The organism is Citrobacter rodentium NBRC 105723 = DSM 16636, assembly GCF_021278985.1.
Lineage (GTDB): Bacteria > Pseudomonadota > Gammaproteobacteria > Enterobacterales > Enterobacteriaceae > Citrobacter_A > Citrobacter_A rodentium.
Window position 1 is genome coordinate 4,209,990 of sequence record NZ_CP082833.1, and the last position, 25,144, is coordinate 4,235,133.

Genomic DNA, 25,144 nt, shown 5'->3' on the forward strand with positions numbered 1-25,144 from the left:
TTGCCGGATGGCGCGGCGTCTGTCTGATGCGCCGTGCCGCCCTCATTTGACAGCGGAAATCTCTTCCAGTGATACCCTTCGCGTTTCAGTACCAAAGAGAAACAGAATTAACGCGCATAACACCAGCATTACTCCGAGTACAACAAACACGGTAACCGGGCCGTAGCGTGTCAACAACAGAGCAACGCCGTACGGCGTAAATACTGCCACAATTCTTCCTACCGCATTTACAAACCCCGATCCACGCAGGCGCAGATGTGTCGGCCACAGCTCCGGCACGTAGACCGCTGAGGCAAAGCAAACGTACATATACAGGAAAAAAATCATTATCAGGCCATAGCTCAGGATGGCCCATTCCGAGGTCTGGATCGAATAGAAGTAACCCAGAACGGCAATAATAATCAGTAATAACGAACCGAATAGGCGTCGAGGAAAGAGGTCAATAACCAGCGCGGCAATAAAGATGCCAGCCGGCGCGCCAATCATAATAATCGCGGTCATAAAGATAGATTTGGTGACATCGATCCCGGAGTTTACGAAAATCGTTGGGATCCACACGGTGATGGTATAGAGCGAAATATTCATCGCGATAAGTACAGTGATCGCCACCAGCGTGCGGCGTAGCATCTGTCCTTTAAATAACAGCCAGAAGTCGCCATTTTCTTTATTATCGGCATTCGCGACCGGCATGTCGCGCGCAGCGGGTAGACTGATGTTCTTTTCTTGCTCAATCTGAAGCTCGACAGCGCGCAGTTGTTTTTCGGCAATATTTTGCAGGCCTTTTCCCGACAGCCAGCGCGGCGATTCTATGAAATACCTGCCGGAAAGATACCACGCCAACAGCATACCTGCCCCACCGAGCAGAAACATCACTCGCCAGCTAAGAAAAGCAATAACAACCACGCCAAGCGCAGCAGACAGCATTGGCGACCAGTTCCCCACAAACGAAAGCCTTGCTGACCATTTACCTCGCACCGACGCGGGAATGAATTCGGTAAACGAAGCATACCCAATCATGATAAGCGCACCCATTCCTGTTCCCATCAGACAACGGAAGAAAATGAGCCAGTACATATTGGGCACAAAAGAGGCCGCGGTAGCGGAGATCCGTAAGCGTCTCATTTAAACCGTCTGGTCTGTTTCCTCCGGCTCCACAAAAATAATGTCCATCATTTTTAGTGGACACTATCGTATGGAATACCGGACCTGGATTACTGAAGCTTTACGCCTTCACTTCGAAGAACATTTACCTCGGGTTGTGGCCGGACGTCGCCTGGGTGTACCAAAATCAACAGTTTGTAGTATGTTCGTGCGCTTTCGGAGAGCTGGCCTTTCGTGGCCTTTGCCCGCAGGCATGTCGGAGCAGGAACTTGATGCCTGCCTTTACGGACAATTTTCCACGGTACCAGTCGTACGTCCTGAAAGCACCGTTATATCCGAAACCCCCGTGGTAAAAAAACGTCCCCGGCGGCCCAACTTCCCTTATGAGTTTAAAATCGCCTTAGTGGAGCAGTCACTGCAGCCCGGAGCCTGTGTGGCGCAGATCGCCCGGGAAAACGGAATCAACGATAACCTGCTCTTCAACTGGCGCCATCAATACCGGAAAGGTGGCCTGCTGCCTTCCGGAAAAAATATGCCGGCACTGCTTCCCGTGACGTTAACGCCGGAGCCGGATAATAAAATCCCGGCCCCCGCACAGGAACCAGAGCAGATAAATACACCGTCCGACAGTCTGTGTTGTGAGCTGGTTCTGCCGGCCGGAACTCTCAGGCTTAAAGGTAAACTGACGCCGGCGTTATTACAGACACTTATCCGCGAAATAAAAGGGAGCAGCCACTGATGATATCTCTCCCTGCAGGTTCGCGTATCTGGCTGGTTGCAGGTATCACCGATATGCGAAATGGCTTTAACGGCCTGGCATCAAAAGTTCAGAACGTCCTGAAGGATGACCCGTTCTCCGGACACCTGTTCATCTTCCGCGGACGCCGGGGTGACCAGATAAAAGTGTTGTGGGCTGACAGTGACGGACTGTGCCTCTTCACCAAACGCCTGGAGCGGGGCCGCTTCATCTGGCCAGTCACCCGTGACGGCAAGGTGCACCTTACTCCGGCTCAGTTATCCATGCTTCTTGAAGGTATCAACTGGAAGCACCCGAAACGAACGGAACGCGCTGGAATCCGCATATAACCCGTTGTAAAGTGAGGATATGGACACCTCACTTGCTCATGAGAACGCCCGCCTGCGGGCACTGTTGCAGACGCAACAGGACACCATCCGCCAGATGGCCGAATACAACCGCCTGCTCTCACAGCGGGTGGCGGCTTATGCTTCCGAAATCAACCGGCTGAAGGCGCTGGTTGCGAAACTGCAACGTATGCAGTTCGGTAAAAGCTCAGAAAAACTTCGCGCAAAAACCGAACGGCAGATACAGGATGCACAGGAGAGAATCAGCGCACTTCAGGAAGAAATGGCTGAAACGCTGGGTGAGCAATATGACCCGGCACTGCCATCCGCCCTGCGCCAGTCTTCAGCCCGTAAACCGTTACCGGCCTCACTTCCCCGTGAAACCCGGGTTATCCGGCCGGAAGAGGAATGCTGTCCTGCCTGTGGTGGTGAACTCAGTTCTCTGGGATGTGATGTGTCAGAGCAACTGGAGCTTATCAGCAGCGCCTTTAAGGTTATCGAAACACAACGTCCGAAACTGGCCTGTTGCCGGTGCGACCATATCGTGCAGGCACCAGTACCTTCAAAACCCATTGCACGCAGTTATGCCGGAGCGGGGCTTCTGGCCCATGTTGTCACCGGGAAATATGCAGACCATCTGCCGTTATACCGCCAGTCAGAAATATACCGTCGTCAGGGAGTGGAGCTGAGCCGTGCCACACTGGGGCGCTGGACAGGTGCTGTTGCTGAACTGCTGGAGCCGCTGTATGACGTCCTGCGCCAGTATGTGCTGATGCCCGGTAAAGTCCATGCTGATGATATCCCCGTCCCGGTCCAGGAGCCGGGCAGCGGTAAAACCCGGACAGCCCGGCTGTGGGTCTACGTCCGTGATGACCGTAACGCCGGTTCACAGATGCCCCCGGCGGTCTGGTTCGCGTACAGCCCGGACCGGAAAGGCATACATCCACAGAATCACCTGTCCGGTTACAGCGGAGTGCTTCAGGCCGATGCTTACGGTGGCTACCGGGCGTTATACGAATCCGGCAGAATAACGGAAGCCGCGTGTATGGCCCATGCCCGGAGAAAAATCCACGATGTGCATGCAAGAGCGCCAACCGATATCACCACGGAAGCCCTGCAGCGTATCGGTGAACTGTATGCCATCGAAGCAGAAGTCCGGGGATGTTCAGCAGAACAGCGTCTGGCGGCAAGAAAAGCCAGAGCTGCGTCACTGATGCAGTCACTGTATGACTGGATACAGACTCAGATGAAAACACTGTCGCGTCACTCGGATACGGCAAAAGCGTTCGCATACCTGCTGAAACAGTGGGATAGCCTGAACGTGTACTGCAGTAATGGCTGGGTGGAAATCGACAACAACATCGCAGAGAACGCCTTAAGGGGAGTGGCCGTAGGCCGGAAAAACTGGCTGTTCGCGGGTTCTGACAGCGGTGGCGAACATGCGGCGGTGTTGTACTCGCTGATCGGCACATGCCGTCTGAACAATGTGGAGCCAGAAAAATGGCTGCGTTACGTCATTGAGCATATCCAGGACTGGCCGGCAAATCGGGTACGCGATCTGTTGCCCTGGAAAGTTGATCTGAGCTCTCAGTAAATATCAATACGGTTCTGGCGAGCCGCTTACGGAGATCCCAACCATCAACAGATTCATCCGGAAGGCTTTACGCCGCCCCAGACAATCGCCAACAAATCCTCCACAGAGAGAACCGATAAAATAACCAAACATTAATGCCGAGGTAAAAGCCGCATTGAGAAAATTATTTGACCAGCCATTGCTGACCAGTTTCGCCAACACGACATTGCCGGAATAACTGAGGAATCCGGTCAGAAGCAGGCTAAAGCTGATAATGCCGAAAATACGATAATGAAACCGGGCCAAAGGCAAGCGGTCCATTCTTGCGCCGATATGATCATATTGTTCCATCTGGTTGCCTTATTATAATAAGATGCCAGATGCTGATCGCAGCATTTTATCTGACCTACGCGTAAGGATTAAGTAGGCCTGATAAGATGCGTTATCATCATCAGGCAAAAATAATAAATCACCAGGCGCCAATAAATAATATCGACACGATAAAATCAGCGCTTAATAAATAAGCTGGATGTTGTTTTGTTTACAAAACGCAACCCATTCCGCACCTGGCGCTTTATTCGTTATAATGTAATTAATATGGCTTAAATCAATTAATTGAACGAAAGCTTTGCGATCGAACTTTGAATGGTCTACCAGTAATGCCACCTCCGCCGCCTGGCGAATCATGACTTTTTTAATCTCCGCTTCTGCTTCATTAGAATCCAGCGCGCCGCTTTCTCTGTCCAGGCCTTTACAGCTCATTACCATGATGTCCACATGGTAACGACTGATAATCTCTTTCGTGATTCGTCCCTGCAAAGACAACGTATTCTTGTTTAACTCACCACCGGTAGAAACAACGTTGAGTTCCGATTGCGCCAACTCATGAAAAGCCTCTGCGGAATTGGTTAGCAAGGTCAAATCGCTTCTGTCTTTCAGCAGCTTTAATAACTCCATCACCGTACTGCTGGAATCTGCCGCCATGGTGGTTTTATTTTTAATAAAGGGTAACGATTTACGCGCAATAACCTGCTTTTCTTCATAAAACGACCTGGCGCGTTTATAAAAATGCACGTTTTCTGCTAATGCGTTAACATTTAATACCGCGCCGCCGTAAGTTCGGGTTAAAAAACCTTCATCTTCGAGCTTTTCCAGATCGCGGCGAATCGTTTCTTCAGTCACCTGAAACAGGGCGCTTAAATTGGAGACCACCACTTTTTTATCATTGGTAACCATTTGCCTGATTGCCTGAATTCTGTCTTTTGCCGCCACGGTGCCACCTCTGTTCCTTTTATGTCCATGATAAGTTGACAGTATCCCATAAACTATATTTATTTTCAAAATAATCTGCCTGAATCACAGATTTTAATAACCCAAAGGCAGAAACAGAGGTGGTATTTAGCGTGCTATTATTGACAGAGTGCTTCCGCCATTTCCCTCATCAACAATGAATCAGCATCCGATAATTCAATAGCCAGCGCTTCAACGTTCTGGCGCACCTGTTCCGGCGCGGTAGCGCCGCTAAGGATGGAAATTAAATTACTCTGTTTTAATATCCACGCCAGCGCCAGGGTGGGAATCGCGCATTGATACTTACGGCACAGCGGACGCCATTGTTCCAGCATATCAAGGACACGCAACATATTCTGGCGCTGGAACCAAACCTTGTTTGCCCGTGCTCCCTCCGGAACGTAGTCCCGGGTTATCGTACCGGTCAGTAGCCCCTGCTCCAGCGGCGAATAAACCTGTACGACAATGTTGTTTTCCAGACAAAGCGGCAGCAATTCGCTCTCCAGCGACCGATCCAGTATGCTGTACTTTGCCTGCACAATATCCAGCGCGCCGTGTTTAAGGTATTCATGAATATGCGCGGCATCGACATTCGCTGCGCCGATAGAACGAATTTTCCCCTCCGCTTTTAATTCATTGAGTACACCAACCGTTTCCGCAACAGGCGTAAAAAACGGGGGTACCGATTGCCAGTGCGTCATATAAATATCGATACAATCAATACCCAAACGTTGCAGACTGGCCTCCACTTCTTCACGTATCGAGTCCGGGGAAAGATTTTTATATAACTGGCGATCGCCCACTTTATTAAACAGGCTTCCTTCGCGTTGCCAGACAATCCCACATTTGGTCTCAACGACGATCTCGCTGCGAGGTAGCTTTTTCAGCGCCTGCCCAACAATCACTTCGCTGTTGCCGAAGTTATATCCCGGAGCGGTATCAATCAGATTAATGCCGCAACGATGCGCTTCAATAATGGTATCGATACAGATCCGGAGATCGAGATCGCCATTCCAGGCCGGACCGCCACCGATAGCCCAGGTGCCTAATCCCATCCGTGACAGCGAAATTCCGGTATTGCCTAAAGGTATCATTTTCATCTGCCGCTATTATCCTTCATATTCATCGAGGAGCTGTTCCACGAGTATTCTGTTCTTCACGCCGCTTGTCGCCCCCACGCTCAGCACTGAAATCGCTGCGGTCGCATTAGCAAATAGCGCACATTCGCGCAGCGTTTTTCCTTCAAGGAGCGCAGAGATAAAACCGGCGGCAAAATTATCGCCCGCGCCAATGGTATCAATGGCGTCGATCCCTGATACCGCCGGTATCTGCAATCGGGTATCAGCACGTTTGATAAAGCAGCCGTGCTTACCTGTTTTAATGACTACCGTTTTGCCCCCGCACTGCAAAAAAGTGTCAGCAATGTCATCCAGCGCCTCTTTTCCGGTCAGCTTTTTTGCTTCATCAATATTGGGGAACAGATAATCGACAAAGCTCAGCGCCTGGCGAATATCCTCCAGAGTTTCATTCAGCCTGGGGTTGATCATATCGGCGCAGATAATTAACTGCTGCGCCTTTGCGCGGGAAAAAATTTCCGTTAATGCTTTACCATCCAGTAACGGGCTGTTAAAAAGACTGGCCAGCGATAGCAGCCTGACCTGAGAAAAACGGCTGAAATCAATATCATCAATATTCAGTTTCCACAGGCTCCCGTTGCGATTGGTGACAAAAGTACGTTCACCGTCTACGGTCACTAATCCGACGTTAATCGACGTATCAATTTGTGGATCCTGCTTCAGACTCTGAATATCAATATTTTCTTTTCGGCAATGCCCGATAATAAAATGTCCTGCGGCATCATCCCCCACCCGGCTCATTAACGCGGTACGATGCCCAAGTCGGGAAATAATGGTGGCTTCATTAAGGGCGTCTCCCCCGGTGGTCATGGCAATTCTCTCTAAGGGATAAGAGTCCACATCAAAGATATTTTTACTGACCGGTTGCAAAGGTATGTCGACTATTGCCGCGCCAATGCACAGCACTTCTATCTCATCCATAACATTATTCCGCTTTACCGTCTGAACCAAACAGATTAATTTTTTCCAGCGCCCGTGCTTTTACCGCCTTGCGCACCTCACGTTGCAGATGCAGGAACGGTTGATGCTGGTTCTCTTTCACCGCCGTCATTGCCGCCTGGCACAGCTCTGTATGGATATTAATTTTGGCAATGCCAAGTGAAATGGCTTTTTTAATATCAGCATCACTAATACCGGAAGCGCCATGTAGCACCAGCGGCACGGAAACAGCCCGGCGAACGCGCTCGACCACGTCAAAATTCAACTTTGGTTCGGAGGTATATACGCCGTGCTGATTGCCAATAGCGACCGCCAGCGAATCACAGCCCGTGCGTTCGACAAACTCCGCCGCCTGGTCAGGATCGGTATAGTGATAGCCTGCCAGCGCCTCTTCATATACCGTTTCATTCCCCACGTGCCCCAGCTCAGCTTCTATTGCGATACCCAACGGATGAAAGAAATCCACAGCCTCTTTCGTCAGGCGAATATTCTCTTCAAAATCAAAGGCAGACGCATCCCGCATCAACGAATTCATCCCGTGTACCCAGGCATTATGGATAATCTCCATGCTGCGTCCGTGATCCCAATGCGTAATCACCGGTACAGAGGCCTTTTTGGCCATTGCTACCATCATCTGCGAAAAATCTTCAAACGACGTATTGCCAACAAATCCGGTGCCGAAAGAGATAATAACCGGCGCTTTTGCCTCTTCCGCCGCGTCAATTACCCCCATCAACATTTCAGCATTCCACACGTTAAAGTGCGCTATTGCATAACGTTTATTTTGCGCATCTTTTTCCCAATATTTAATATCTGCCAGCATGGCGGTTTCTCCCATTTAATTAATCGCTAATTTTAATAACACCTTTAATAATGTCGCTTTTGTTATTCACCGACTCTTCAAAAGCTCGCTGTACATCGTCATAATCATAAATATGCGTTACCATAGATTTGACATCGAAACGGCCCGAGGCAATGGCCTCAATCGTGACGGGATAACGGTTGGCATAGCGGAATACGGTCTGAATAGTCACTTCCCGGTTAATTTTGAGGAAATTGATTGCACTATCGCCCGCTACGGTGCCAACTATCATGATTTTTCCGCCGCGCATCACCAGATACGGCGCTTGCCGGACGGTGAGAGGCGAACCGGCGGTTTCAAACACAATATCAGCTCCCTGCTCGCCGGATAGTTGCTGACAGCGGCCGACAGTATCCTCCGTAGCACCATTAATTACCGTTGATGCGCCAAGCTGTTCGGCCTTTGCCAGTCTTTTTTCCAGAACATCAACTACGGTAATATCCGTAGCCCCAAGACATTTACAGGCCTGGAGCGTCATCAAACCAATGCAACCGGCGCCAAGAATGACAATTTTCTTTCCGGGTCTGACCTCCGCCAGCATCGCCGCGTGCATTCCAACAGCGGCAGGCTCAACCAGCGCGCCCTCCATCGTGTCCATATTGTCCGGCAAATGATAAGTAAAGCTCTCGGGATGACACAAATAATGAGTCAGCGCGCCGCGATAGTTCGGCTGGGTCGCCATAAAATCCACATCCGGGCAGATATTGTATTTCCCCTCCAGACAATAGCGGCAGCGGCCACAGGGAACTCCGGGTTCAATATTTACCCGATCGCCAGGTTTGAATTTACTCACGCGCCTGCCAACCGCCACAACCGTACCGGCGCATTCGTGGCCCAGACCGATCTCCTGGCGCGGATCTTTTGGCGGGATAAAGGGACCTGATTCAAAGCCATGCACATCGGAACCGCAAATACCGACGTACTCCACTTTAATCAACACTTCATTGTCTTTTGGCACCGGAATATCAGCAGCGATGATCTTCATCGTACCCGGTGTTGCTAAAATCGCTTTCGAGTTTTGCATTTTCACTCCTTTATTTATTTACCACCGCGTCGATCCCGAGACTTTCGACAGAAACGCCTTTTGTTTCTATTCCGATAGTGGCAATGGCGACAGCGACAATTAGTGAGACGGCGCCCAGCAGTATAAAAACGCCCGTTACGCCGTAGCCATTGAGTAGCACAGCAACGGCATAGGGCGCGGCAATTCCGCTGATCCGCCCTACAGCATTCGCCAGCCCGGATCCCCGCAATTTTGCTTCCGTAGGCCAAATTTCCGGTACGTAAACCGCCAAGGCGTAGCAAACATACATATAGACAAAGGTAATCAGGAAAAAGCCAATTAACGTTATCAGCAGCATGCTGGTTTGCAGAGAGTAGATATATCCCAGCACCGCAATTAACATTAATAAGCCGACGCCCATCGTTTTACGGGGAATCTTATCCATCACCAGCATGGCGATAAAAATACCAAACGGGGCGCCGAACATACTCATCGTATTTAAAACAATTGAGTCTTTCAGGTTAATTCCCTGGGTCATAAAAATTGTCGGCAACCAGTTAATTAACGTGTATTGCACTACGTTCATCGCGATCAGCACGCAGGATCCCAAAATAACGCGCTTGAGTAATACACCGGTCAATAATGCCGAGTACGGTACTGAACGTGGCGGTTTGCCATTGGTATCGATAACCACCGGAGGCAACGGCTTGCCGGTCTGGCGCATAACGCTCTCTTCGATAGCCCGCATCACCTTATCGGCTTCCTCATAACGACCGCGTGATTCCAGCCAACGCGGAGATTCAGGAAACCAGCGCCAGGCGAATGCGGTGGCGATTAATGAGAGCGCAGCCGGGATCAACAACTGCACGCGCCAGTTCCACTCCGCGCTAATGAGCGGTGTAAGCGCCATTGCGATAAGTGAACACAGCGGATACGACCAGTTGCCGATAAACGAAACCCGACTGGACCATGTTCCCCTATTTCTTCCGGGCATATATTCGGTAAATCCGGCAAACAGAGTGACCAGCAATGCGCCTAACCCAACGCCCATGACAAAACGGCAGGCGATAAGGAAGTCCATATTTGGCGAAAACGCCCCTATTACCATGGCGGCAATATGAATGGCTTCGTAGAGAATATAAGCGTTTCTGCGTCCGGTTTTATCACCAATAATTCCCCCCACCAGCGCGCCCAAAAACATTCCGGCGGTGGTGATTGCGGAAAAGGTGGCCGTGGTAGAGTTATTAGTCCAGCCTAATTCTTTTAACTGGGCAAGAATCAAACCGCCGACCGCATTACTCCAGCAGACCAGCAATCCAAAAGCGACCATCGCGAACATCGAAGTATGCCAACGACAATCCGGTAGACGATCCAGTCGGGCGCCGCAGTGAGGTTTTGTTATCTGTTCCATGCGATAACGTTCCTTTATTTAAGGGGTTACTCATCAAAGTCATAGGTCATGATGACTTTGATCGCTGTTTTATCGAGCATGGCGTCAAAGCCTTCGCGCCACCGGGACAGCCCAATCCGGTGCGTAATCATCGGTTTGACTTTGATGGCCCCGCTGGCAAGTAAGCGGATGGCGTTTCGCCAGGAAGTAGAGTCGTAGGCCATATGCCCGATAATGCTTTTATTCCACGCGGTAATGTCATTAATGGAGAAATCGAGAGGTTTGAAACCCATGCCGACCCGTACCACTTCACCATTAGGCCGCAGCATCTCAATTGCCTGTTTCAGGGCGATATTGGCACCGGAGCATTCGATAACCAGACCAAGATTGTCTTTCCCGCAGATCGCCTGGCAACGCGCCACGACATCTTCCGTGGAGCCATTGACGACAGCCGTCGCACCGAGTTCTTTCGCAATCGGAAAACGAACAGGAACATCGTCCTCCAGGCCAACCACGACAATGTTAACCGCCCCCATAATGCGTGCCATCTGGACAGAGAACAGGCCGAGCGGCCCTGTCCCGATAACGACAACATCCTGACCTGGCAAGAACCTGGATTGTTGGGCGATAGATTTATAAGCGTTACAGATGGGATCCAGTACCGCTGCCTCCTCGTAATCAACCCCTTGCGGTATTTCCCACAGGGCGTGGCGATGAATTTTCAATATTTCTCCCGGAACGAGACAGTACTTTGAAAATCCGCCTCCCCAGGGATTATTATCGAGACCAAGATTCACTTTTTCTGTACAACACAGAAAATCGCCTTGTTCACAGGCAGGACAAACGCCGCAAACATGACCACTGTTGTCAGAAACCACGCGTTGTCCAACCTTCCAGTCTTTAACGTTGGCCCCAACCTGGGCAATACATCCCGCAAATTCATGACCGCGAATGGAATTAAACTGGTCGGAGCCGCTATCCACCTTGTAGTGCTTCATATCAGCCCCACAGATTGCCGCGGCCTTAATTTCAATGACCACATCATCGGGTCCGCATACCGGCACCGGAACATCAATCATCCTGTAACCGCCAAAGGCCTTACCAAATCTTGCCAACGCTTTCATTGCTTCTTCCTCTGTGTCTGGTTTTCTGAAAGTGCTCATCATACTTACCCACATAATTTTTGAGGTCAACATGATATCTTCAAAACACAGACAACAATCTTCATTTCACAACAAAGATCACAAAACGCTGGCAAGCAGTAATAAAAAACGAAGGATTATGAGTACGGCTTCGCAAGAGATGGCGTGAACACCTTCGCAGTTTTCCCTACAGGAAGGTGTTAATTTGTGGAAACTTTTCGCCACGCCCTTTCCGTGGCGCGTTTGCTTTTTTATCGTCAAAGAGGATCGACTATGAAACTTTTGCCATTGCTGGCAGCACTTCCCCTGCTCTGCGCCTCTGTCGCGTCCGCAGGTTCGCTAATGTCCGTTGGCTATTTTAACGGCGGCGGCGATGTCACCGCGGGACCGGGCGGCGACATCAACAAGCTTGACGTTCGCCAGATAACCCACCTGAACTATTCGTTTGGCCTGATTTACAACGCCGAAAAAGACGAAACCAATCCTGCGCTGAAAGATCCGGCTAAGCTGCATCAGATCTGGCTGTCGCCAAAAGTCCAGTCCGATCTGGCTCTGCTCCCGGTGCTGCGCAAACAAAATCCCAGGCTTAAGGTGCTGCTGTCGGTAGGCGGCTGGGGCGCGCGGGGCTTCTCCGGCGCAGCCGCCACGGCGCAAACGCGGGCGGTGTTTATCCGCTCCGCGCAGGATATTGTCGCGAAATATGGCCTTGACGGCATCGAGCTCGACTGGGAATACCCGGTCAACGGCGCATGGGGGCTGGTGGAAAGCCAGCCTGCGGATCGTGAAAATTTCACCCTGCTGCTGAAAGAACTGCGTCAGGCATTCGGTAAAGCAAAGCTGATCACGATTGCTGTCGGCGCGAATGCGGAAAGTCCGAAAAGCTGGGTGGACGTCAAAGCCATTGCGCCGCTGCTCGATTATATCAATCTGATGACCTACGACATGGCCTACGGGACGCAATATTTCAACGCCAACCTGTATGATTCAAAAGCCTGGCCTACCGTTGCCGCCGCCGATAAATACAGCGTGGATTTCGTGGTCAACAACTACCTGGCCGCCGGCCTGAAGCCCCGGCAGATGAACCTCGGCATCGGCTTTTATGGCCGCGTGCCTAAGCGTTCCGTTGAGCCGGGAATCGACTGGAGCAAACCCGATGCGCAAAAAAATCCGGTTACCCTGCCCTGGTTTGGCGAGCGGGAAATAGCCCTGTTTAAATCACTGGGAATCGATCTGAAAAAAGATACCTACGTGAAGTACAACGACATCGTGAAAACCTTCCTCAACGATCCGCAGAAGCGTTTTACCGAACAGTGGGACGACGAGGCGAAGGTGCCCTGGCTGTCGGTGAAATCAGCCGCAGGCAAAGAGTTATTTGCTCTCTCTTACGAGAATCCGCGTTCGGTGGCGATCAAAGCCGACTACATTAAAAAGCGCGGGCTGGCGGGCGCGATGTTCTGGGAGTACGGCGCGGACGATAATAATCAGTTAGCGAAACAGCTGGCTGAATCCCTGGCGATAACCCCCTGATCCTCTCTACGCCCCGCGATTAAATGTGGGGCGTTAGCCCTGCTGTGGGTTATGATTAACAAGGTCGCCGCGGCATGTTACGCCGCTATTTCATTCTCAACAGGAGGCATGGGGCATTATGGCTTTTATCCCCCGCAACTACGCCCGTCTGGAAGTGGGTTATCGCGAAAAGGCGCTAAAGCTCTTTCCCTGGGTTTGTGGACGTTGCTCACGCGAATTTGTCTATTCAAACCTTCGCGAACTGACGGTACACCATATCGATCACGATCATTCCAATAACCCGGAAGATGGCAGCAACTGGGAGATGTTGTGCCTCTACTGCCACGATCATGAGCACTCAAAATATACCGAAGCCGACCAGTACGGCTCGACGGTCGTTGCGGGTGAAGACGCGCAAAAGAGCGTGGGTGAAGCCACCTATAATCCCTTTGCCGATCTCAAGGCGATGATGAACAAGAAATAATGCCCGTGGCGTTATTGTCCCTGCCCGGCGCGGCATTCCCTGCCGGGCATTGATTTTTCTCAGGATTTAAACGTCGCTATCGGCTTCGGCGCGATGCCAAAATCTTCTTTCAGCTGCTGTTTGCTTTTCATCACCATCTGCCCGTTGGTATCGATGGTCATATGCTGCGCGTCGGTGTTATGACGGGCCTGCCAGAGCATCACCAGTTGCAGACTGTTCTCTTTTTGCTCCGCCGTCAGCGCCACGCCGTCCGGCCATTTCCCCAGCTCGACGGCGGTCACTAAACGTTGATAGACCTCCGGGGTCATGTTGTTAATTATCTCATCAAGATTCATGATTGCCCTGCTCTAATGGAATAATTTGCTGAATCGTTTTTTCAGCCCTGGATTTGTTCGCCGTTTTCGTCATCGGTAAAGCTCAGCGAAGCGGAGTTGACGCAGTAACGCTCGCCGGTCGGCTGAGGCCCATCCGGAAAGACGTGTCCAAGATGCGCGTCACAGTTGCCGCAGCGAATTTCAATGCGCTGCATCCCGTGCGAATCGTCATTGAGATAGCGGATCGCCTCGTCGCTTACTGGCTCGTAGAAGCTTGGCCAGCCGCAGCCGGAATCGTATTTTGACCGGGAGGTAAACAGCGGCGCGTCGCAGATCAGGCAGTGGTAGACGCCGTCACGCTTGTTATGCAGTAATTGCCCGGTAAACGGCGGTTCAGTACCGTGATTTTGCGTCACGTAGAACTGCATTTCGGACAAGTTTTTTTTCAGATCTTCTGCAGAAGGTTTGTTCGCCATTTTGCTCACTTCTCGCTGTTAACACGCTCACATTACGTGACCGATTCTAACAAAACATTAACACCTCAGTACCAACTTTTGTTCTAAACTTGATCCTTGCGAAATGGTAGCTCGAGAATCGTGACAGGAATCACATTTTTATCTCCGTTGCCCTTTAAAATTCGGGGCGCCGCCCCCATGTGGTTTCAAGCCCAAAGGAAGAGTGAGGCGAGTCAGCCGCGCAAAGCTTGCGCAGAGGATTGATTTGTCGCAATGATTGACACGATTCCGCTTGACGCTGCGTAAGGTTTTTGTAATTTTACAGGCAACCTTTTATTCACTAACAAATAGCTGGTGGAATATATGACTATCAAAGTAGGTATCAACGGTTTTGGCCGTATCGGTCGCATTGTTTTCCGTGCTGCTCAGAAACGTTCTGACATCGAGATCGTTGCAATCAACGACCTGTTAGACGCTGATTACATGGCTTACATGCTGAAATATGACTCCACTCACGGCCGTTTCGATGGCACCGTTGAAGTGAAAGACGGTCATCTGATTGTTAACGGTAAAAAAATCCGTGTTACCGCTGAACGCGATCCGGCTAACCTGAAATGGGACGAAGTTGGTGTTGACGTCGTTGCTGAAGCGACCGGTATCTTCCTGACTGACGAAACCGCACGTAAGCACATCACCGCTGGCGCGAAAAAAGTTGTTCTGACGGGTCCTTCCAAAGATGACACCCCGATGTTCGTTAAAGGCGCTAACTTTGACAAATATGCCGGCCAGGACATCGTTTCCAACGCTTCCTGCACCACCAACTGCCTGGCTCCGCTGGCAAAAGTTATCAACGACAACTTCGGCATCATCGAAGGTCTGATGACTACCGTTCACGCAACCACCGCTACTCAGAAAACCGTTGACGGCCCGTCTCACAAAGACTGGCGCGGCGGCCGCGGCGCAGCTCAGAACATCATCCCGTCCTCTACCGGCGCTGCTAAAGCAGTAGGTAAAGTTCTGCCGGAACTGAACGGCAAACTGACCGGTATGGCGTTCCGCGTTCCGACTCCGAACGTATCCGTTGTTGACCTGACCGTACGTCTGGAAAAAGCTGCTTCTTACGAAGAAATTAAGAAAGCAATCAAAGCTGCTTCCGAAGGCGAAATGAAAGGCGTTCTGGGCTACACCGAAGACGACGTTGTTTCTACCGACTTCAACGGCGAAGTTTGCACCTCCGTGTTCGATGCTAAAGCTGGTATCGCACTGAACGACAACTTCGTGAAACTGGTCTCCTGGTACGATAACGAAACCGGTTACTCCAACAAAGTTCTGGATCTGATTGCTCACATCTCCAAATAAGTTGAGATGAAGCAGTAAATTGTAAGAGCGACCGTCTGGTCGCTCTTTTTTTTGCCTGACGTTTGCAGATAAAGGATTGCGTGATGATTAATAAAATTTTTGCACTGCCGATAACTGAACAGATAACCCCCGTCCTGTCTCGTCGCCAGCTGGACGAACTGGAACTGATCGTGGTCGACCATCCGCAGGTGAAAGCCTCTTTCGCACTGCAGGGCGCGCACCTGCTCTCCTGGAAACCGGCGGGAGAGGAAGAGGTTCTGTGGCTAAGCAATAATACGCCGTTTAAAAATGGCGTCGCGCTGCGCGGCGGCGTGCCGATCTGCTGGCCGTGGTTTGGTCCATCTGCCCAACAGGGTTTCCCTTCCCACGGATTTGCCCGCAATCTGCCCTGGACGCTGAAAGCGCACAACGAAGATGACAACGGCGCGGTGCTGACTTTTGAACTGCAAAACAGCGATGCGACTCGCCAGTACTGGCCGCAAGACTTTACGCTGCTGGCGCGTTTTAAAGTGGGTAAAACCTGTGAAATCGAACTGGAAGCGCACGGCGACTTTGAAACGACCTCCGCGCTGCACACCTATTTCAACGTTGGCGACATTACCGCAGTGAAGGTCAGCGGACTGGGCGATCGCTTCATTGATAAAGTGAACGATGCCAGAGAAGACGTGCTGGCGGATGGCGTCCAGGCATTCCCCGACCGTACCGACCGCGTGTATCTGAATCCGGAAGCATGCAGCGTGATCCACGATACGGCGCTGAACCGTAACATCGACGTGATTCACCATCACCATCTCAACGTTGTCGGCTGGAACCCGGGCCCGGCGCTCTCCGTCAGCATGGGCGATATGCCGGACGACGGCTACAAAACCTTTGTTTGCGTGGAGACGGCGTATGCCACCGCGCCGCAAAAAGCGACGGAAGAGAAACCGTCTCGTCTGGCGCAAACAATTCGCGTAACGAAGCGCTAAAACATATGGCGGCAGGAACTCTCCTGCCGCCATCAGCTATTGTTTGCCGGATTGCGCATCTTATCCGGCCTGCTGATCAAAACGCCTCACACCATATCCAGCGCCGTTTTGCCTTTTGGCGCAGGATAGGCCTTATCCAGGGCGGCAAGTTCATCGGCTGAAAGCGTAATCTCCAGCGCCGCCGCATTTTGTTGCACATGTTCGACGCTCGCCGCTTTCGGAATCGCCATCACGCCCGGATGACTGATCCCCCATGCCAGCAGGATCTGCGCCGCGCTGGCGTTATGCGTCTGCGCGATATCGTTAACAACCGGATGGTTAAATAAGCCGTTGCGTAAACGGCCAGCCTGCGCCAGCGGACTGTAGGCCATGACCGGCAGGTTTTGCTGCTGACACCACGGCAGCAGATCATATTCAATGCCGCGCGAGGCCAGATGATAAAGCACCTGATTGGTGGCGCACGCCCTGCCGCCCGCCACCTGCCACAGCGCCTGCATATCGTCATAATCGAGGTTCGACACGCCCCAGCGGCGAATTTTGCCCTGAGCAATCAGCGTTTCCATCGCCGCAACGGTTTCTTCAAAAGAGAAGCTCCCTGACCAGTGCAGCAAGTAAAGGTCCAGATAATCGGTTTGCAGGCGACGCAAGCTGGCCTCACAGGCGGCGATCGCTTTTTGACCGCCCGCGTTCCACGGATAGACTTTTGATACCAGAAAGACCTTATCACGCCGCCCGTTAAGCGCGTCGCCCACCACCTCTTCCGCCCCGCCGTCGGCATACATTTCAGCGGTGTCGATAAGCGTCAGCCCTGCATCAACGCCCGCCCGCAGCGCAGCCACTTCCGCTTTGCGCATATCGGCGCGCTCGCCCATATACCAGGTTCCCTGCCCGATAGCAGGCAGCGCGGCGTGTCCGGCAAATACAATCTGTTTCTCTGTCATTGCAATCTCCTTTGTCGCCCACTACCGTAAAGTAAAACAGGGCGCAAGCGCCCTGTTTTGTTGCACAAATTGTACTATGACAATGCACAATCAGAATTTATAGGTGATCCCGGTGGAGATCAGGCCAGTCCAGGATTTGTCGATCATCGGACTGTCGGTGATTTCGTCCGACAGACGGGTATAACGCGCCGTACCGTAAACGCTCCAGTCGCCGAGGAAGTTGTAGTTCGCGCTCAGCTCCAGATACGTGTTCCAGCTATCGTCCGGGTTATAGCCGCGCAGGCCGCTTTGCGCCGACTCTTTGCGCGATACGCCGTAGTAGTATTCGTTCTGATTTTCGCTATTCCATTCCACGCCGATACCCGGCGTCAGGGTCAGACCACCGTTGGTATAGCGGTACAGCCAGGCCAGATCCCAGACGATACCGTTACTGTTATCCAGGGTATCGCCTGATAAGGTGGTGCGCAGGAAACCATATTCGGTGTTGTGAATATACGATAAGCCCGCCATCACGGTGCTTTTACGCTTGTCCAGACGGCGCAGCTGACGGTCGTCGCTGTCGCCCGGCTTGAAGTACATCGGCGACCAGTACGCGGTGATCGACAGTTTGTCGGTCGCGTCATTCCACAGATAGTAACCGCCGCCGAGACCACGGAACCAGAAGTTATCCCCCTCGTAGCTGATAACCGGAACCGGATAGACGTCCGCGTCGTAATCCTTATACGGGTGTTCAACCACACCAACGCCCGCGCCCAGCGTCAGGTTGCTTTCAGCGTGCGCTACGGTAGCAGACGTTGCGATAAGCACGCCAAGTGCCAGAAGTTTGAGTTTGGTCACAGTCCATAATTCCTTATTTAAATGTCCGCGGCAAAGTGTAATCGCCAATTAAGCCGCAACCCAACTATTTTACAAATAACTCAGAGAATGTAACCGATTAATTTCTCTGGCTGAGATGACACCCCGTTGGCAGCCAGATGAAGTCTGTATGAAAGGCTACGACTTTCTTTACATTAGCTATGCATTTTTTGTGGATGAGTTATTGATATGCCATTGAAATTCATTTGCCATCACAGGCAAGTTTTGCAAATGCCATCTACGCTTAAATTTAGAAGGTGTAACACCGGGCACGTTGTTCTCCTGTTTTGCATGATGGCATGAGAGTTGCTGTTTTCGCGATAGGACAGTAAGCGGCGTCGTTCAGTCTACCTCTTCCGGGAGCCTCTACTATTCATATGAACGGCTCTTAACCTGTGCTAAAAAACGAAAGGACGGCATACCATGAATATATTCGATCACTATCGCCAGCGCTATGAAGCTGCCAAGGACGAAGAGTTCACACTGCAGGAGTTTCTTACCACTTGTCGGCAAGATCGCAGTGCTTATGCCAACGCGGCAGAGCGGCTACTGATGGCTATTGGTGAGCCCGTCATGGTCGATACTGCCCAGGAACCCCGACTTTCCCGACTCTTCTCTAACCGGGTCATCGCCCGATACCCGGCGTTTGAAGAGTTCTACGGCATGGAAGACGCCATTGAGCAAATTGTCTCTTATCTGAAACATGCAGCTCAGGGGCTGGAAGAGAAGAAACAGATCCTGTATCTGTTGGGGCCTGTAGGGGGCGGTAAATCGTCGCTTGCCGAACGACTGAAGTCATTAATGCAGCGCGTGCCGATTTACGTACTGAGCGCCAACGGTGAACGCAGCCCGGTCAATGACCACCCGCTGTGCCTGTTTAATCCGCAGGAGGATGCCCAGATTCTGGAGAAAGAATATGGCATTCCCCGCCGCTATCTCGGCACCATTATGTCGCCCTGGGCGGCGAAACGCCTGCATGAATTCGGCGGCGATATCACCAAATTCCGCGTGGTGAAGGTCTGGCCGTCGATTCTGGAGCAAATCGCCATCGCCAAAACGGAACCGGGCGACGAAAACAACCAGGATATCTCGGCGCTGGTCGGCAAAGTGGATATCCGTAAGCTTGAAAACCACGCGCAAAACGATCCGGATGCCTATGGCTACTCCGGTGCGCTGTGCCGCGCCAACCAGGGGATTATGGAGTTCGTCGAGATGTTTAAAGCGCCGATCAAGGTGCTGCATCCGCTGCTGACCGCCACCCAGGAAGGAAACTACAACGGTACCGAAGGCATCTCCGCCCTGCCGTTTAACGGGATTATTCTCGCCCACTCGAACGAATCTGAATGGGTGACCTTCCGCAACAATAAAAACAACGAAGCCTTCCTCGACCGTGTTTACATCGTCAAGGTGCCGTACTGCTTACGCATTTCCGAAGAGATCAAAATCTACGAGAAATTGCTTAACCACAGCGAGCTGACCCATGCCCCCTGCGCGCCGGGAACGCTGGAAACGCTGTCCCGCTTCTCGATCCTTTCCCGCCTGAAAGAGCCGGAAAACTCGAGTATCTACTCCAAAATGCGCGTCTATGATGGCGAAAGCCTGAAAGACACCGACCCGAAAGCGAAGTCGTATCAGGAGTATCGCGACTACGCCGGAGTGGATGAAGGGATGAACGGCCTGTCAACGCGCTTCGCGTTTAAGATCCTCTCCCGCGTGTTTAACTTTGATCATGCGGAAGTGGCGGCCAACCCGGTGCACCTGTTCTACGTGCTGGAACAGCAGATTGAGCGCGAGCAGTTCCCGCAGGAGCAGGCTGAACGCTACCTGGAGTTCCTGAAAGGGTATCTGATCCCGAAATATGCTGAGTTTATCGGCAAAGAGATTCAGACCGCCTATCTTGAGTCCTACTCCGAGTACGGGCAGAACATCTTTGACCGCTATGTCACCTATGCCGACTTCTGGATTCAGGATCAGGAATACCGTGACCCGGATACCGGCCAGTTGTTCGACCGTGAGTCGCTGAACGCCGAGCTGGAGAAAATCGAAAAACCGGCGGGGATCAGCAACCCGAAAGATTTCCGCAATGAGATCGTTAACTTCGTGCTGCGCGCCAGAGCGAATAACAATGGACGTAATCCAAACTGGACCAGCTATGAAAAACTGCGCACGGTGATCGAGAAGAAAATGTTCTCGAATACCGAGGAACTGTTGCCAGTCATTTCGTTCAACGCCAAAACCTCAACCGACGAGCAGAAAAAACACGACGATTTTGTCGACCGTATGATGGAGAAAGGCTATACCCGTAAACAAGTCCGTTTACTGTGCGAATGGTATTTGCGCGTACGTAAATCGTCTTAACGCCTTCGCCCGGCGGCAATTACGCCAGCCGGGCCAGGAACACGGTTCCGTAGGCCGGATAAGCGCAGCGCATCCGGCATTACTGACGTAGCATAAAGTTGGCAACTGCAGTACGGGGGGCATATGACCTGGTTCATAGACCGACGACTCAACGGCAAAAATAAGAGCATGGTAAACCGCCAGCGCTTCTTACGCCGTTATAAAGCGCAGATTAAACAGTCGATCTCCGAGGCCATAAACAAGCGTTCGGTGACCGACGTAGACAGCGGTGAATCTGTCTCGATACCTACGGAAGATATCAGCGAACCTATGTTTCATCAGGGGCGCGGCGGCCTGCGCCATCGCGTCCATCCCGGTAACGATCATTTTGTGCAAAATGACCGTATCGAACGTCCGCAGGGCGGCGGCGGCGGTTCCGGCAGCGGCCAGGGGCAGGCCAGCCAGGACGGCGAAGGTCAGGATGAATTCGTTTTTCAGATCTCAAAAGATGAATATCTCGACCTGCTGTTTGAGGATTTGGCGCTGCCAAACCTGAAGCAAAACCAGCAGCGCCAACTCACCGAGTACAAAACGCATCGGGCAGGTTTTACCTCCAACGGCGTCCCGGCCAATATCAGCGTGGTGCGTTCGCTGCAAAACTCGCTGGCGCGCCGCACGGCGATGACGGCGGGCAAACGTCGCGAACTGCATGCGCTTGAACAGGATCTGGAAACCATCAGCCAGAGCGAACCGGCACAGCTGCTGGAAGAGGAGCGGTTGCGCAAAGAGATTGCCGAACTGCGGGCGAAAATTGAGCGCGTGCCGTTTATAGATACCTTTGACCTGCGCTACAAAAATTATGAAAAGCGGCCCGATCCTTCCAGCCAGGCGGTGATGTTTTGTCTGATGGACGTTTCCGGTTCGATGGACCAGGCGACAAAAGATATGGCGAAGCGTTTTTATATTCTGCTCTATCTGTTCCTCAGCCGGACCTATAAAAACGTTGAAGTGGTGTATATCCGCCATCATACCCAGGCGAAAGAGGTCGACGAACACGAGTTCTTTTACTCGCAGGAAACCGGCGGCACCATTGTCTCCAGCGCCCTGAAGCTGATGGATGAGGTGGTCAAGGCGCGCTACGACCCGGCGCAGTGGAATATTTACGCCGCGCAGGCCTCGGATGGCGATAACTGGGCCGACGACTCCCCGCTGTGCCATGAGATTCTGGCGAAGAAACTGCTGCCGGTGGTGCGCTATTACAGTTATATCGAAATTACCCGGCGCGCGCACCAGACCCTGTGGCGCGAATATGAGCATCTGCAGGCCAGCTTTGACAATTTTGCGATGCAGCATATCCGCGATCAGGACGATATTTATCCCGTGTTCCGCGAGCTTTTTCATAAGCAAGGCACAACCAGCGCCAGCTAATCGTCAATCAGTCAGGTATACTGCCGCCTGGCTGATTCACCCATTCTCTGTGATTTCCCCTCCTCCCGGGATCGGGAGGTTGGACTTACGTCGTGTGATAAAATAGAGAGCCTGACCTGGAGAGTTATCTTTTATCATGAAATTGCACCATAAAGCGCTCAGGCTCTTTATCTCTGTAAGCGTCGTTGTTCTGACCTCCTCGTTTCTCTTACTTGAGCTCGTTAATAGCCACAGGGCGATGAATGGCTATATGCGTTACCTTATTGAAAAAGCGGACTCCTCTTTTTTGTATGAAAAATACCGCAATCAGAGCATTGCCGCTCACCTGATGCGGACGTTTTCCACCCCAGAAACGCCCTTTTCTGCGGCAAAACGTCGCGCGGTCTGTCAGGCATTTGAACGGGTTAATACGGTATATGGCGTTAACCTTACGCGCCATAATTACCTTGCGCTTCACGGTACGCTGCAAACCGCCGTGCCCGAGTGCGCGCATATCGCCGATGAGGTACTTCAGCTTGCCGCCTTTGATCAGGCCGTGATGGTCAACCGACAGCAGACCGATTACGGCAAAGGCTTAGCCACAGCGGGAGAGAGTTTTCGCTATTACCTGGATTTGCAAAATCATCTGATCTATTTCTATAACCTGGTCGACACGCGGCAATTCGCTATGCGGCACTGGCATTTTTTACAGGAAGGCACGCTGGGGATTAACCTGCCCGATATTGAGGGGGTGTTCACTGGCCGCACCGTGCTGTCGAGTATTTATCAGGACGATCGTACCGAACATAACGTAATGAGCTTTTTAACGCCGGTTTACCAGGACGGCAGGTTAAAAGGCATGGTGATGGTCGATATCAATAAGCAAAAATTACAGACGATCTTTTATCCGCGGGATCGTCCCCTCGTCTGGCGCTATCTGAATATCGCGGTAACCGATACCGACTCGCACAAATCCATTCATATTCATGAAAGCACGAATAATCTTTTTCATTACGTCAGGTATACCATCGACCTTCCCGGCGGACTGCACGTTGAGCTGTCGCTCGACATTCTCTATTTTGTCGTTTCGAACTGGAAAATTTTTCTCTTTTATCTGTTAGCGACCGCCCTGCTGCTGAATATGGTCAGGCTGCATTTCCGGCTTTACCACAACGTTAGCCGTGAAAATATCAGCGACGCGATGACCGGTCTGTATAACCGTAAAATATTAACCTCCACTTTCGAGCAGCGCTTGCAGCGGTTAGTGAGCGGGGGAACGCCGGTCACCTTTATCGCGATAGATCTCGATAAGCTAAAGCAGATTAACGACACGCAGGGGCATCAGGAAGGCGATCGGGCCATTCACCTGCTGGCGCAGGCTATTGAAGCGTCGGTGCGCAAAAGCGATTACGCCATTCGGCTGGGCGGCGATGAATTCTGCGTGATCCTGATAGATGCGGAACCCGCCCTGACCGCGCATCTGCCTGAACGTATTCAGCATTATCTGGAGACTATCGCGCCAGGCAACGAGATCCGTTTTTCCTCAGGCTATTACAATATGCAAGCGAACGATACGTTGCAGGATGCCTACAAGGCGTCCGACGAACAGCTCTACCTTAATAAGCACAAAAATCGCCAGCGTTCATGATAATCTTTTGCCGTGTTTTTTTGCGCTAACAGGAGTGAAAGATGTGCGAAGTGGCTAAGGGCAACGTGACCCATCAGCGTTTACTCGACTTATTGTCCCTGGAAGGGGCGCGTTATCGCGTCGTCAGCCATCAGGCGGTGGGAAAGTGTGAAGCCGTTTCGGAAATTCGCGGCACTGCGCTGGGACAGGGGGCAAAAGCGCTGGTGTGCAAGGTGAAGGGTAACGGCGTCAACCAGCACGTGCTGGCGATTTTAGCCGCCGATCAGCAGGCCGATCTTGCGCGGCTCGCCGCCCATCTCGGCGGTCTGCGCGCCTCTCTTGCCAGCCCGGCGGAAGTGAATGCGCTCACCGGCTGCGTTTTCGGCGCCATTCCGCCCTTCAGTTTTCATCCGCAACTGAAGCTGGTCGCCGACCCGCTGCTGTTCGAACGGTTCTCGGAAATCGCCTTTAACGCTGGCGTGCTCGATAAATCCATTATCCTTAATACCGAAGATTATCTGCGTATTGCGCGGCCTGAGCAGGTCATTTTCCGCCGCTTAGCCTGAACGCTCAAGGATCAATACCGACAGCACCAGAAGCGCGGCGATGGTGAAAAACGAAAAGGCGATGATTAGCGTCTCAATAAACATCTGATCGTTCATCGTTACACCCGATAGCGAAAGAGGACGTCCCGGATAGTGATAACGCATCAGAATGGCAGTTTGATGACACCCCGTCAGGCGTTTGCCTGAAACGGTTGTTGACGATGAAAAAAATCTGTTCAGCTTCGCGTTTGCGCGTAGAATAAATGGGCTTAACTTTTTTTTGGCAAGGAAACCACGATGTTTGATGTCACTCTGCTGATCCTTCTTGGACTGGCAGCGCTGGGCTTTATCAGCCATAACACCACGGTCGCCGTTTCGATACTGGTGCTGATCATTGTTCGCGTTACCCCTCTCAACGCCTTTTTCCCGTGGATTGAAAAACAGGGGCTGACCATCGGGATCATTATCCTGACGATTGGGGTGATGGCGCCCATCGCCAGCGGTACGCTTCCCCCCTCCACGCTGATTCACTCCTTTCTTAACTGGAAGTCGCTGGTGGCGATCGTGGTTGGCGTGGGGGTTTCCTGGCTCGGCGGGCGCGGCGTCACGCTGATGGGCAGTCAGCCGCAGCTGGTCGCCGGTTTACTGGTCGGCACCGTTCTCGGCGTGGCGCTGTTTCGCGGCGTTCCCGTCGGACCGCTTATCGCTGCGGGGCTGGTGTCGCTGATTGTGGGGAAGCAGTAGCCTGCCGCCACCGGCCGTGGATTGCCCAATGGCGCTGCGCTTATCGGGCCTACAACAGGCCTGGAGGCGTTCTCCCCCAGGCC

Annotated in this window: 24 protein-coding genes and 2 pseudogenes; 12 read left to right on the forward strand and 14 right to left on the reverse strand. The window is 52.1% G+C overall.

Going from position 1 to position 25,144, the window contains the following annotated elements:
* Window positions 1-42 precede the first annotated feature (42 nt).
* Window positions 43-1,107 (reverse strand): annotated as a pseudogene (locus K7R23_RS20030) (MFS transporter); the annotation flags it as partial.
* A 55-nt stretch (window positions 1,108-1,162) separates the two neighbouring features.
* Between K7R23_RS20030 and tnpA the strand changes: the two are divergent.
* The 3 genes from tnpA to K7R23_RS20045 are packed head-to-tail and all read left to right on the forward strand — an operon-like array spanning window position 1,163 to window position 3,778.
* Window positions 1,163-1,840, forward strand: coding sequence for an IS66-like element accessory protein TnpA (gene tnpA / locus K7R23_RS20035; RefSeq protein WP_012904569.1), 678 nt, complete (start codon window positions 1,163-1,165; stop codon window positions 1,838-1,840).
* Window positions 1,840-2,187: an IS66 family insertion sequence element accessory protein TnpB gene (gene tnpB / locus K7R23_RS20040; RefSeq protein WP_012904570.1), complete on the forward strand. Its 348-nt coding sequence runs from the start codon at window positions 1,840-1,842 to the stop codon at window positions 2,185-2,187. Before tnpA ends, tnpB begins: the two co-directional genes overlap by 1 nt.
* A 19-nt stretch (window positions 2,188-2,206) precedes the next feature.
* Window positions 2,207-3,778, forward strand: a complete 1,572-nt coding sequence (locus tag K7R23_RS20045) for an IS66-like element ISCro1 family transposase (RefSeq protein ID WP_012904571.1) — start codon at window positions 2,207-2,209, stop codon at window positions 3,776-3,778.
* Window positions 3,779-3,796: 18 nt separating this feature from the next.
* Here K7R23_RS20045 and K7R23_RS20050 read toward each other — a convergent pair.
* The 8 genes and pseudogenes from K7R23_RS20050 to K7R23_RS20085 all read right to left on the reverse strand — a co-directional run.
* Window positions 3,797-4,108: pseudogene (locus K7R23_RS20050) on the reverse strand (MFS transporter); the annotation flags it as partial.
* Between the two features lie 162 nt (window positions 4,109-4,270).
* Window positions 4,271-5,029 carry a DeoR/GlpR family DNA-binding transcription regulator gene (locus K7R23_RS20055; RefSeq protein ID WP_012905561.1) on the reverse strand — a complete coding sequence of 253 codons (759 nt, stop codon included), beginning with the start codon at window positions 5,027-5,029 and terminating at the stop codon, window positions 4,271-4,273.
* Between the two features lie 137 nt (window positions 5,030-5,166).
* Window positions 5,167-6,147, reverse strand: a complete 981-nt coding sequence (ydjG, locus tag K7R23_RS20060) for an NADH-dependent methylglyoxal reductase (RefSeq protein WP_012905560.1) — start codon at window positions 6,145-6,147, stop codon at window positions 5,167-5,169.
* Window positions 6,148-6,156: 9 nt separating this feature from the next.
* Window positions 6,157-7,104: a carbohydrate kinase family protein gene (locus tag K7R23_RS20065; RefSeq protein ID WP_012905559.1), complete on the reverse strand. Its 948-nt coding sequence runs from the start codon at window positions 7,102-7,104 to the stop codon at window positions 6,157-6,159.
* Window positions 7,105-7,108: 4 nt separating this feature from the next.
* Complete coding sequence (locus tag K7R23_RS20070) at window positions 7,109-7,945, reverse strand: ketose-bisphosphate aldolase (protein ID WP_012905558.1); 837 nt, start codon at window positions 7,943-7,945, stop codon at window positions 7,109-7,111.
* A 19-nt stretch (window positions 7,946-7,964) separates the two neighbouring features.
* Window positions 7,965-9,008, reverse strand: coding sequence for an NAD(P)-dependent alcohol dehydrogenase (locus K7R23_RS20075; RefSeq protein ID WP_012905557.1), 1,044 nt, complete (start codon window positions 9,006-9,008; stop codon window positions 7,965-7,967).
* Window positions 9,009-9,018: 10 nt separating this feature from the next.
* On the reverse strand, window positions 9,019-10,398 hold the full coding sequence (locus tag K7R23_RS20080) for an MFS transporter (RefSeq protein ID WP_012905556.1): 1,380 nt from the start codon (window positions 10,396-10,398) through the stop codon (window positions 9,019-9,021).
* 26 nt (window positions 10,399-10,424) lie between these two features.
* Window positions 10,425-11,501 carry a zinc-binding dehydrogenase gene (locus tag K7R23_RS20085; protein WP_012905555.1) on the reverse strand — a complete coding sequence of 359 codons (1,077 nt, stop codon included), beginning with the start codon at window positions 11,499-11,501 and terminating at the stop codon, window positions 10,425-10,427.
* 291 nt (window positions 11,502-11,792) lie between these two features.
* Between K7R23_RS20085 and chiD the strand changes: the two genes are divergently transcribed.
* Complete coding sequence (gene chiD / locus K7R23_RS20090; RefSeq protein WP_012905554.1) at window positions 11,793-13,046, forward strand: chitinase ChiD; 1,254 nt, start codon at window positions 11,793-11,795, stop codon at window positions 13,044-13,046.
* Window positions 13,047-13,164: 118 nt separating this feature from the next.
* Window positions 13,165-13,509, forward strand: a complete 345-nt coding sequence (gene yajD, locus K7R23_RS20095; protein ID WP_012905553.1) for an HNH nuclease YajD — start codon at window positions 13,165-13,167, stop codon at window positions 13,507-13,509.
* 59 nt (window positions 13,510-13,568) lie between these two features.
* Here the strand turns inward: yajD and K7R23_RS20100 are convergent, their stop codons facing one another.
* Together K7R23_RS20100 and msrB are read right to left on the reverse strand one after the other, a co-directional pair.
* Entirely contained in the window at window positions 13,569-13,844 is a 276-nt protein-coding gene (locus K7R23_RS20100) for a YeaC family protein (protein WP_012905552.1), read from the reverse strand.
* Between the two features lie 41 nt (window positions 13,845-13,885).
* Window positions 13,886-14,299 (reverse strand): peptide-methionine (R)-S-oxide reductase MsrB, encoded by a 414-nt coding sequence (msrB, locus tag K7R23_RS20105; RefSeq protein WP_024132627.1) that lies wholly within the window; start codon window positions 14,297-14,299, stop codon window positions 13,886-13,888.
* Between the two features lie 342 nt (window positions 14,300-14,641).
* Between msrB and gapA the strand changes: the two genes are divergently transcribed.
* Together gapA and K7R23_RS20115 are read left to right on the forward strand one after the other, a co-directional pair.
* Window positions 14,642-15,637 (forward strand): glyceraldehyde-3-phosphate dehydrogenase, encoded by a 996-nt coding sequence (gapA, locus tag K7R23_RS20110; protein WP_012905550.1) that lies wholly within the window; start codon window positions 14,642-14,644, stop codon window positions 15,635-15,637.
* Window positions 15,638-15,720: 83 nt separating this feature from the next.
* On the forward strand, window positions 15,721-16,605 hold the full coding sequence (locus tag K7R23_RS20115) for a D-hexose-6-phosphate mutarotase (protein WP_012905549.1): 885 nt from the start codon (window positions 15,721-15,723) through the stop codon (window positions 16,603-16,605).
* Window positions 16,606-16,691: 86 nt separating this feature from the next.
* Here the strand turns inward: K7R23_RS20115 and K7R23_RS20120 are convergent, their stop codons facing one another.
* A complete protein-coding gene (locus K7R23_RS20120; RefSeq protein ID WP_012905548.1) occupies window positions 16,692-17,546 on the reverse strand; it encodes an aldo/keto reductase in 855 nt (284 codons plus the stop codon).
* A gap of 90 nt (window positions 17,547-17,636) precedes the next feature.
* On the reverse strand, window positions 17,637-18,383 hold the full coding sequence (locus tag K7R23_RS20125) for a MipA/OmpV family protein (RefSeq protein WP_012905547.1): 747 nt from the start codon (window positions 18,381-18,383) through the stop codon (window positions 17,637-17,639).
* A 441-nt stretch (window positions 18,384-18,824) separates the two neighbouring features.
* On the opposite strand from K7R23_RS20125, the gene yeaG reads away from it, so the two are divergent.
* The 4 genes from yeaG to K7R23_RS20145 all read left to right on the forward strand — a co-directional run bounded on the left by yeaG (window position 18,825) and on the right by K7R23_RS20145 (window position 24,338).
* Window positions 18,825-20,759: a protein kinase YeaG gene (yeaG, locus tag K7R23_RS20130; RefSeq protein ID WP_012905546.1), complete on the forward strand. Its 1,935-nt coding sequence runs from the start codon at window positions 18,825-18,827 to the stop codon at window positions 20,757-20,759.
* A gap of 123 nt (window positions 20,760-20,882) precedes the next feature.
* Window positions 20,883-22,166: a YeaH/YhbH family protein gene (locus tag K7R23_RS20135; RefSeq protein WP_012905545.1), complete on the forward strand. Its 1,284-nt coding sequence runs from the start codon at window positions 20,883-20,885 to the stop codon at window positions 22,164-22,166.
* Window positions 22,167-22,302: 136 nt separating this feature from the next.
* Complete coding sequence (dgcJ, locus tag K7R23_RS20140; RefSeq protein WP_012905544.1) at window positions 22,303-23,793, forward strand: diguanylate cyclase DgcJ; 1,491 nt, start codon at window positions 22,303-22,305, stop codon at window positions 23,791-23,793.
* A 41-nt stretch (window positions 23,794-23,834) separates the two neighbouring features.
* Window positions 23,835-24,338 (forward strand): YbaK/prolyl-tRNA synthetase associated domain-containing protein, encoded by a 504-nt coding sequence (locus tag K7R23_RS20145; protein ID WP_012905543.1) that lies wholly within the window; start codon window positions 23,835-23,837, stop codon window positions 24,336-24,338.
* Here the strand turns inward: K7R23_RS20145 and yoaI are convergent.
* A complete protein-coding gene (gene yoaI / locus K7R23_RS20150; protein ID WP_012905542.1) occupies window positions 24,330-24,434 on the reverse strand; it encodes a small membrane protein YoaI in 105 nt (34 codons plus the stop codon). The genes K7R23_RS20145 and yoaI overlap by 9 nt on opposite strands.
* Before the next feature lie 180 nt (window positions 24,435-24,614).
* On the opposite strand from yoaI, the gene K7R23_RS20155 reads away from it, so the two are divergent.
* The gene (locus tag K7R23_RS20155) at window positions 24,615-25,061 is read left to right on the forward strand and encodes a DUF441 domain-containing protein (protein ID WP_012905541.1); all 447 of its coding nucleotides are present in this window, start codon (window positions 24,615-24,617) and stop codon (window positions 25,059-25,061) included.
* Window positions 25,062-25,144 lie beyond the last annotated feature (83 nt).

Excerpts from the sequence above, each read along its gene's own strand:
- tnpA (WP_012904569.1), top strand. The coding sequence starts at position 1,163 with ATGTCCATCATTTTTAGTGGACACTATCGTATGGAATACCGGACCTGG.
- tnpB (WP_012904570.1), top strand. The coding sequence starts at position 1,840 with ATGATATCTCTCCCTGCAGGTTCGCGTATCTGGCTGGTTGCAGGTATC.
- K7R23_RS20045 (WP_012904571.1), top strand. The coding sequence starts at position 2,207 with ATGGACACCTCACTTGCTCATGAGAACGCCCGCCTGCGGGCACTGTTG.
- ydjG (WP_012905560.1), bottom strand. The coding sequence starts at position 6,147 with ATGAAAATGATACCTTTAGGCAATACCGGAATTTCGCTGTCACGGATG.
- K7R23_RS20065 (WP_012905559.1), bottom strand. The coding sequence starts at position 7,104 with ATGGATGAGATAGAAGTGCTGTGCATTGGCGCGGCAATAGTCGACATA.
- K7R23_RS20070 (WP_012905558.1), bottom strand. The coding sequence starts at position 7,945 with ATGCTGGCAGATATTAAATATTGGGAAAAAGATGCGCAAAATAAACGT.
- K7R23_RS20075 (WP_012905557.1), bottom strand. The coding sequence starts at position 9,008 with ATGCAAAACTCGAAAGCGATTTTAGCAACACCGGGTACGATGAAGATC.
- K7R23_RS20080 (WP_012905556.1), bottom strand. The coding sequence starts at position 10,398 with ATGGAACAGATAACAAAACCTCACTGCGGCGCCCGACTGGATCGTCTA.
- K7R23_RS20085 (WP_012905555.1), bottom strand. The coding sequence starts at position 11,501 with ATGAAAGCGTTGGCAAGATTTGGTAAGGCCTTTGGCGGTTACAGGATG.
- chiD (WP_012905554.1), top strand. The coding sequence starts at position 11,793 with ATGAAACTTTTGCCATTGCTGGCAGCACTTCCCCTGCTCTGCGCCTCT.
- yajD (WP_012905553.1), top strand. The coding sequence starts at position 13,165 with ATGGCTTTTATCCCCCGCAACTACGCCCGTCTGGAAGTGGGTTATCGC.
- K7R23_RS20100 (WP_012905552.1), bottom strand. The coding sequence starts at position 13,844 with ATGAATCTTGATGAGATAATTAACAACATGACCCCGGAGGTCTATCAA.
- msrB (WP_024132627.1), bottom strand. The coding sequence starts at position 14,299 with ATGGCGAACAAACCTTCTGCAGAAGATCTGAAAAAAAACTTGTCCGAA.
- gapA (WP_012905550.1), top strand. The coding sequence starts at position 14,642 with ATGACTATCAAAGTAGGTATCAACGGTTTTGGCCGTATCGGTCGCATT.
- K7R23_RS20115 (WP_012905549.1), top strand. The coding sequence starts at position 15,721 with ATGATTAATAAAATTTTTGCACTGCCGATAACTGAACAGATAACCCCC.
- K7R23_RS20120 (WP_012905548.1), bottom strand. The coding sequence starts at position 17,546 with ATGACAGAGAAACAGATTGTATTTGCCGGACACGCCGCGCTGCCTGCT.
- yeaG (WP_012905546.1), top strand. The coding sequence starts at position 18,825 with ATGAATATATTCGATCACTATCGCCAGCGCTATGAAGCTGCCAAGGAC.
- K7R23_RS20135 (WP_012905545.1), top strand. The coding sequence starts at position 20,883 with ATGACCTGGTTCATAGACCGACGACTCAACGGCAAAAATAAGAGCATG.
- dgcJ (WP_012905544.1), top strand. The coding sequence starts at position 22,303 with ATGAAATTGCACCATAAAGCGCTCAGGCTCTTTATCTCTGTAAGCGTC.
- K7R23_RS20145 (WP_012905543.1), top strand. The coding sequence starts at position 23,835 with ATGTGCGAAGTGGCTAAGGGCAACGTGACCCATCAGCGTTTACTCGAC.
- yoaI (WP_012905542.1), bottom strand. The coding sequence starts at position 24,434 with ATGAACGATCAGATGTTTATTGAGACGCTAATCATCGCCTTTTCGTTT.
- K7R23_RS20155 (WP_012905541.1), top strand. The coding sequence starts at position 24,615 with ATGTTTGATGTCACTCTGCTGATCCTTCTTGGACTGGCAGCGCTGGGC.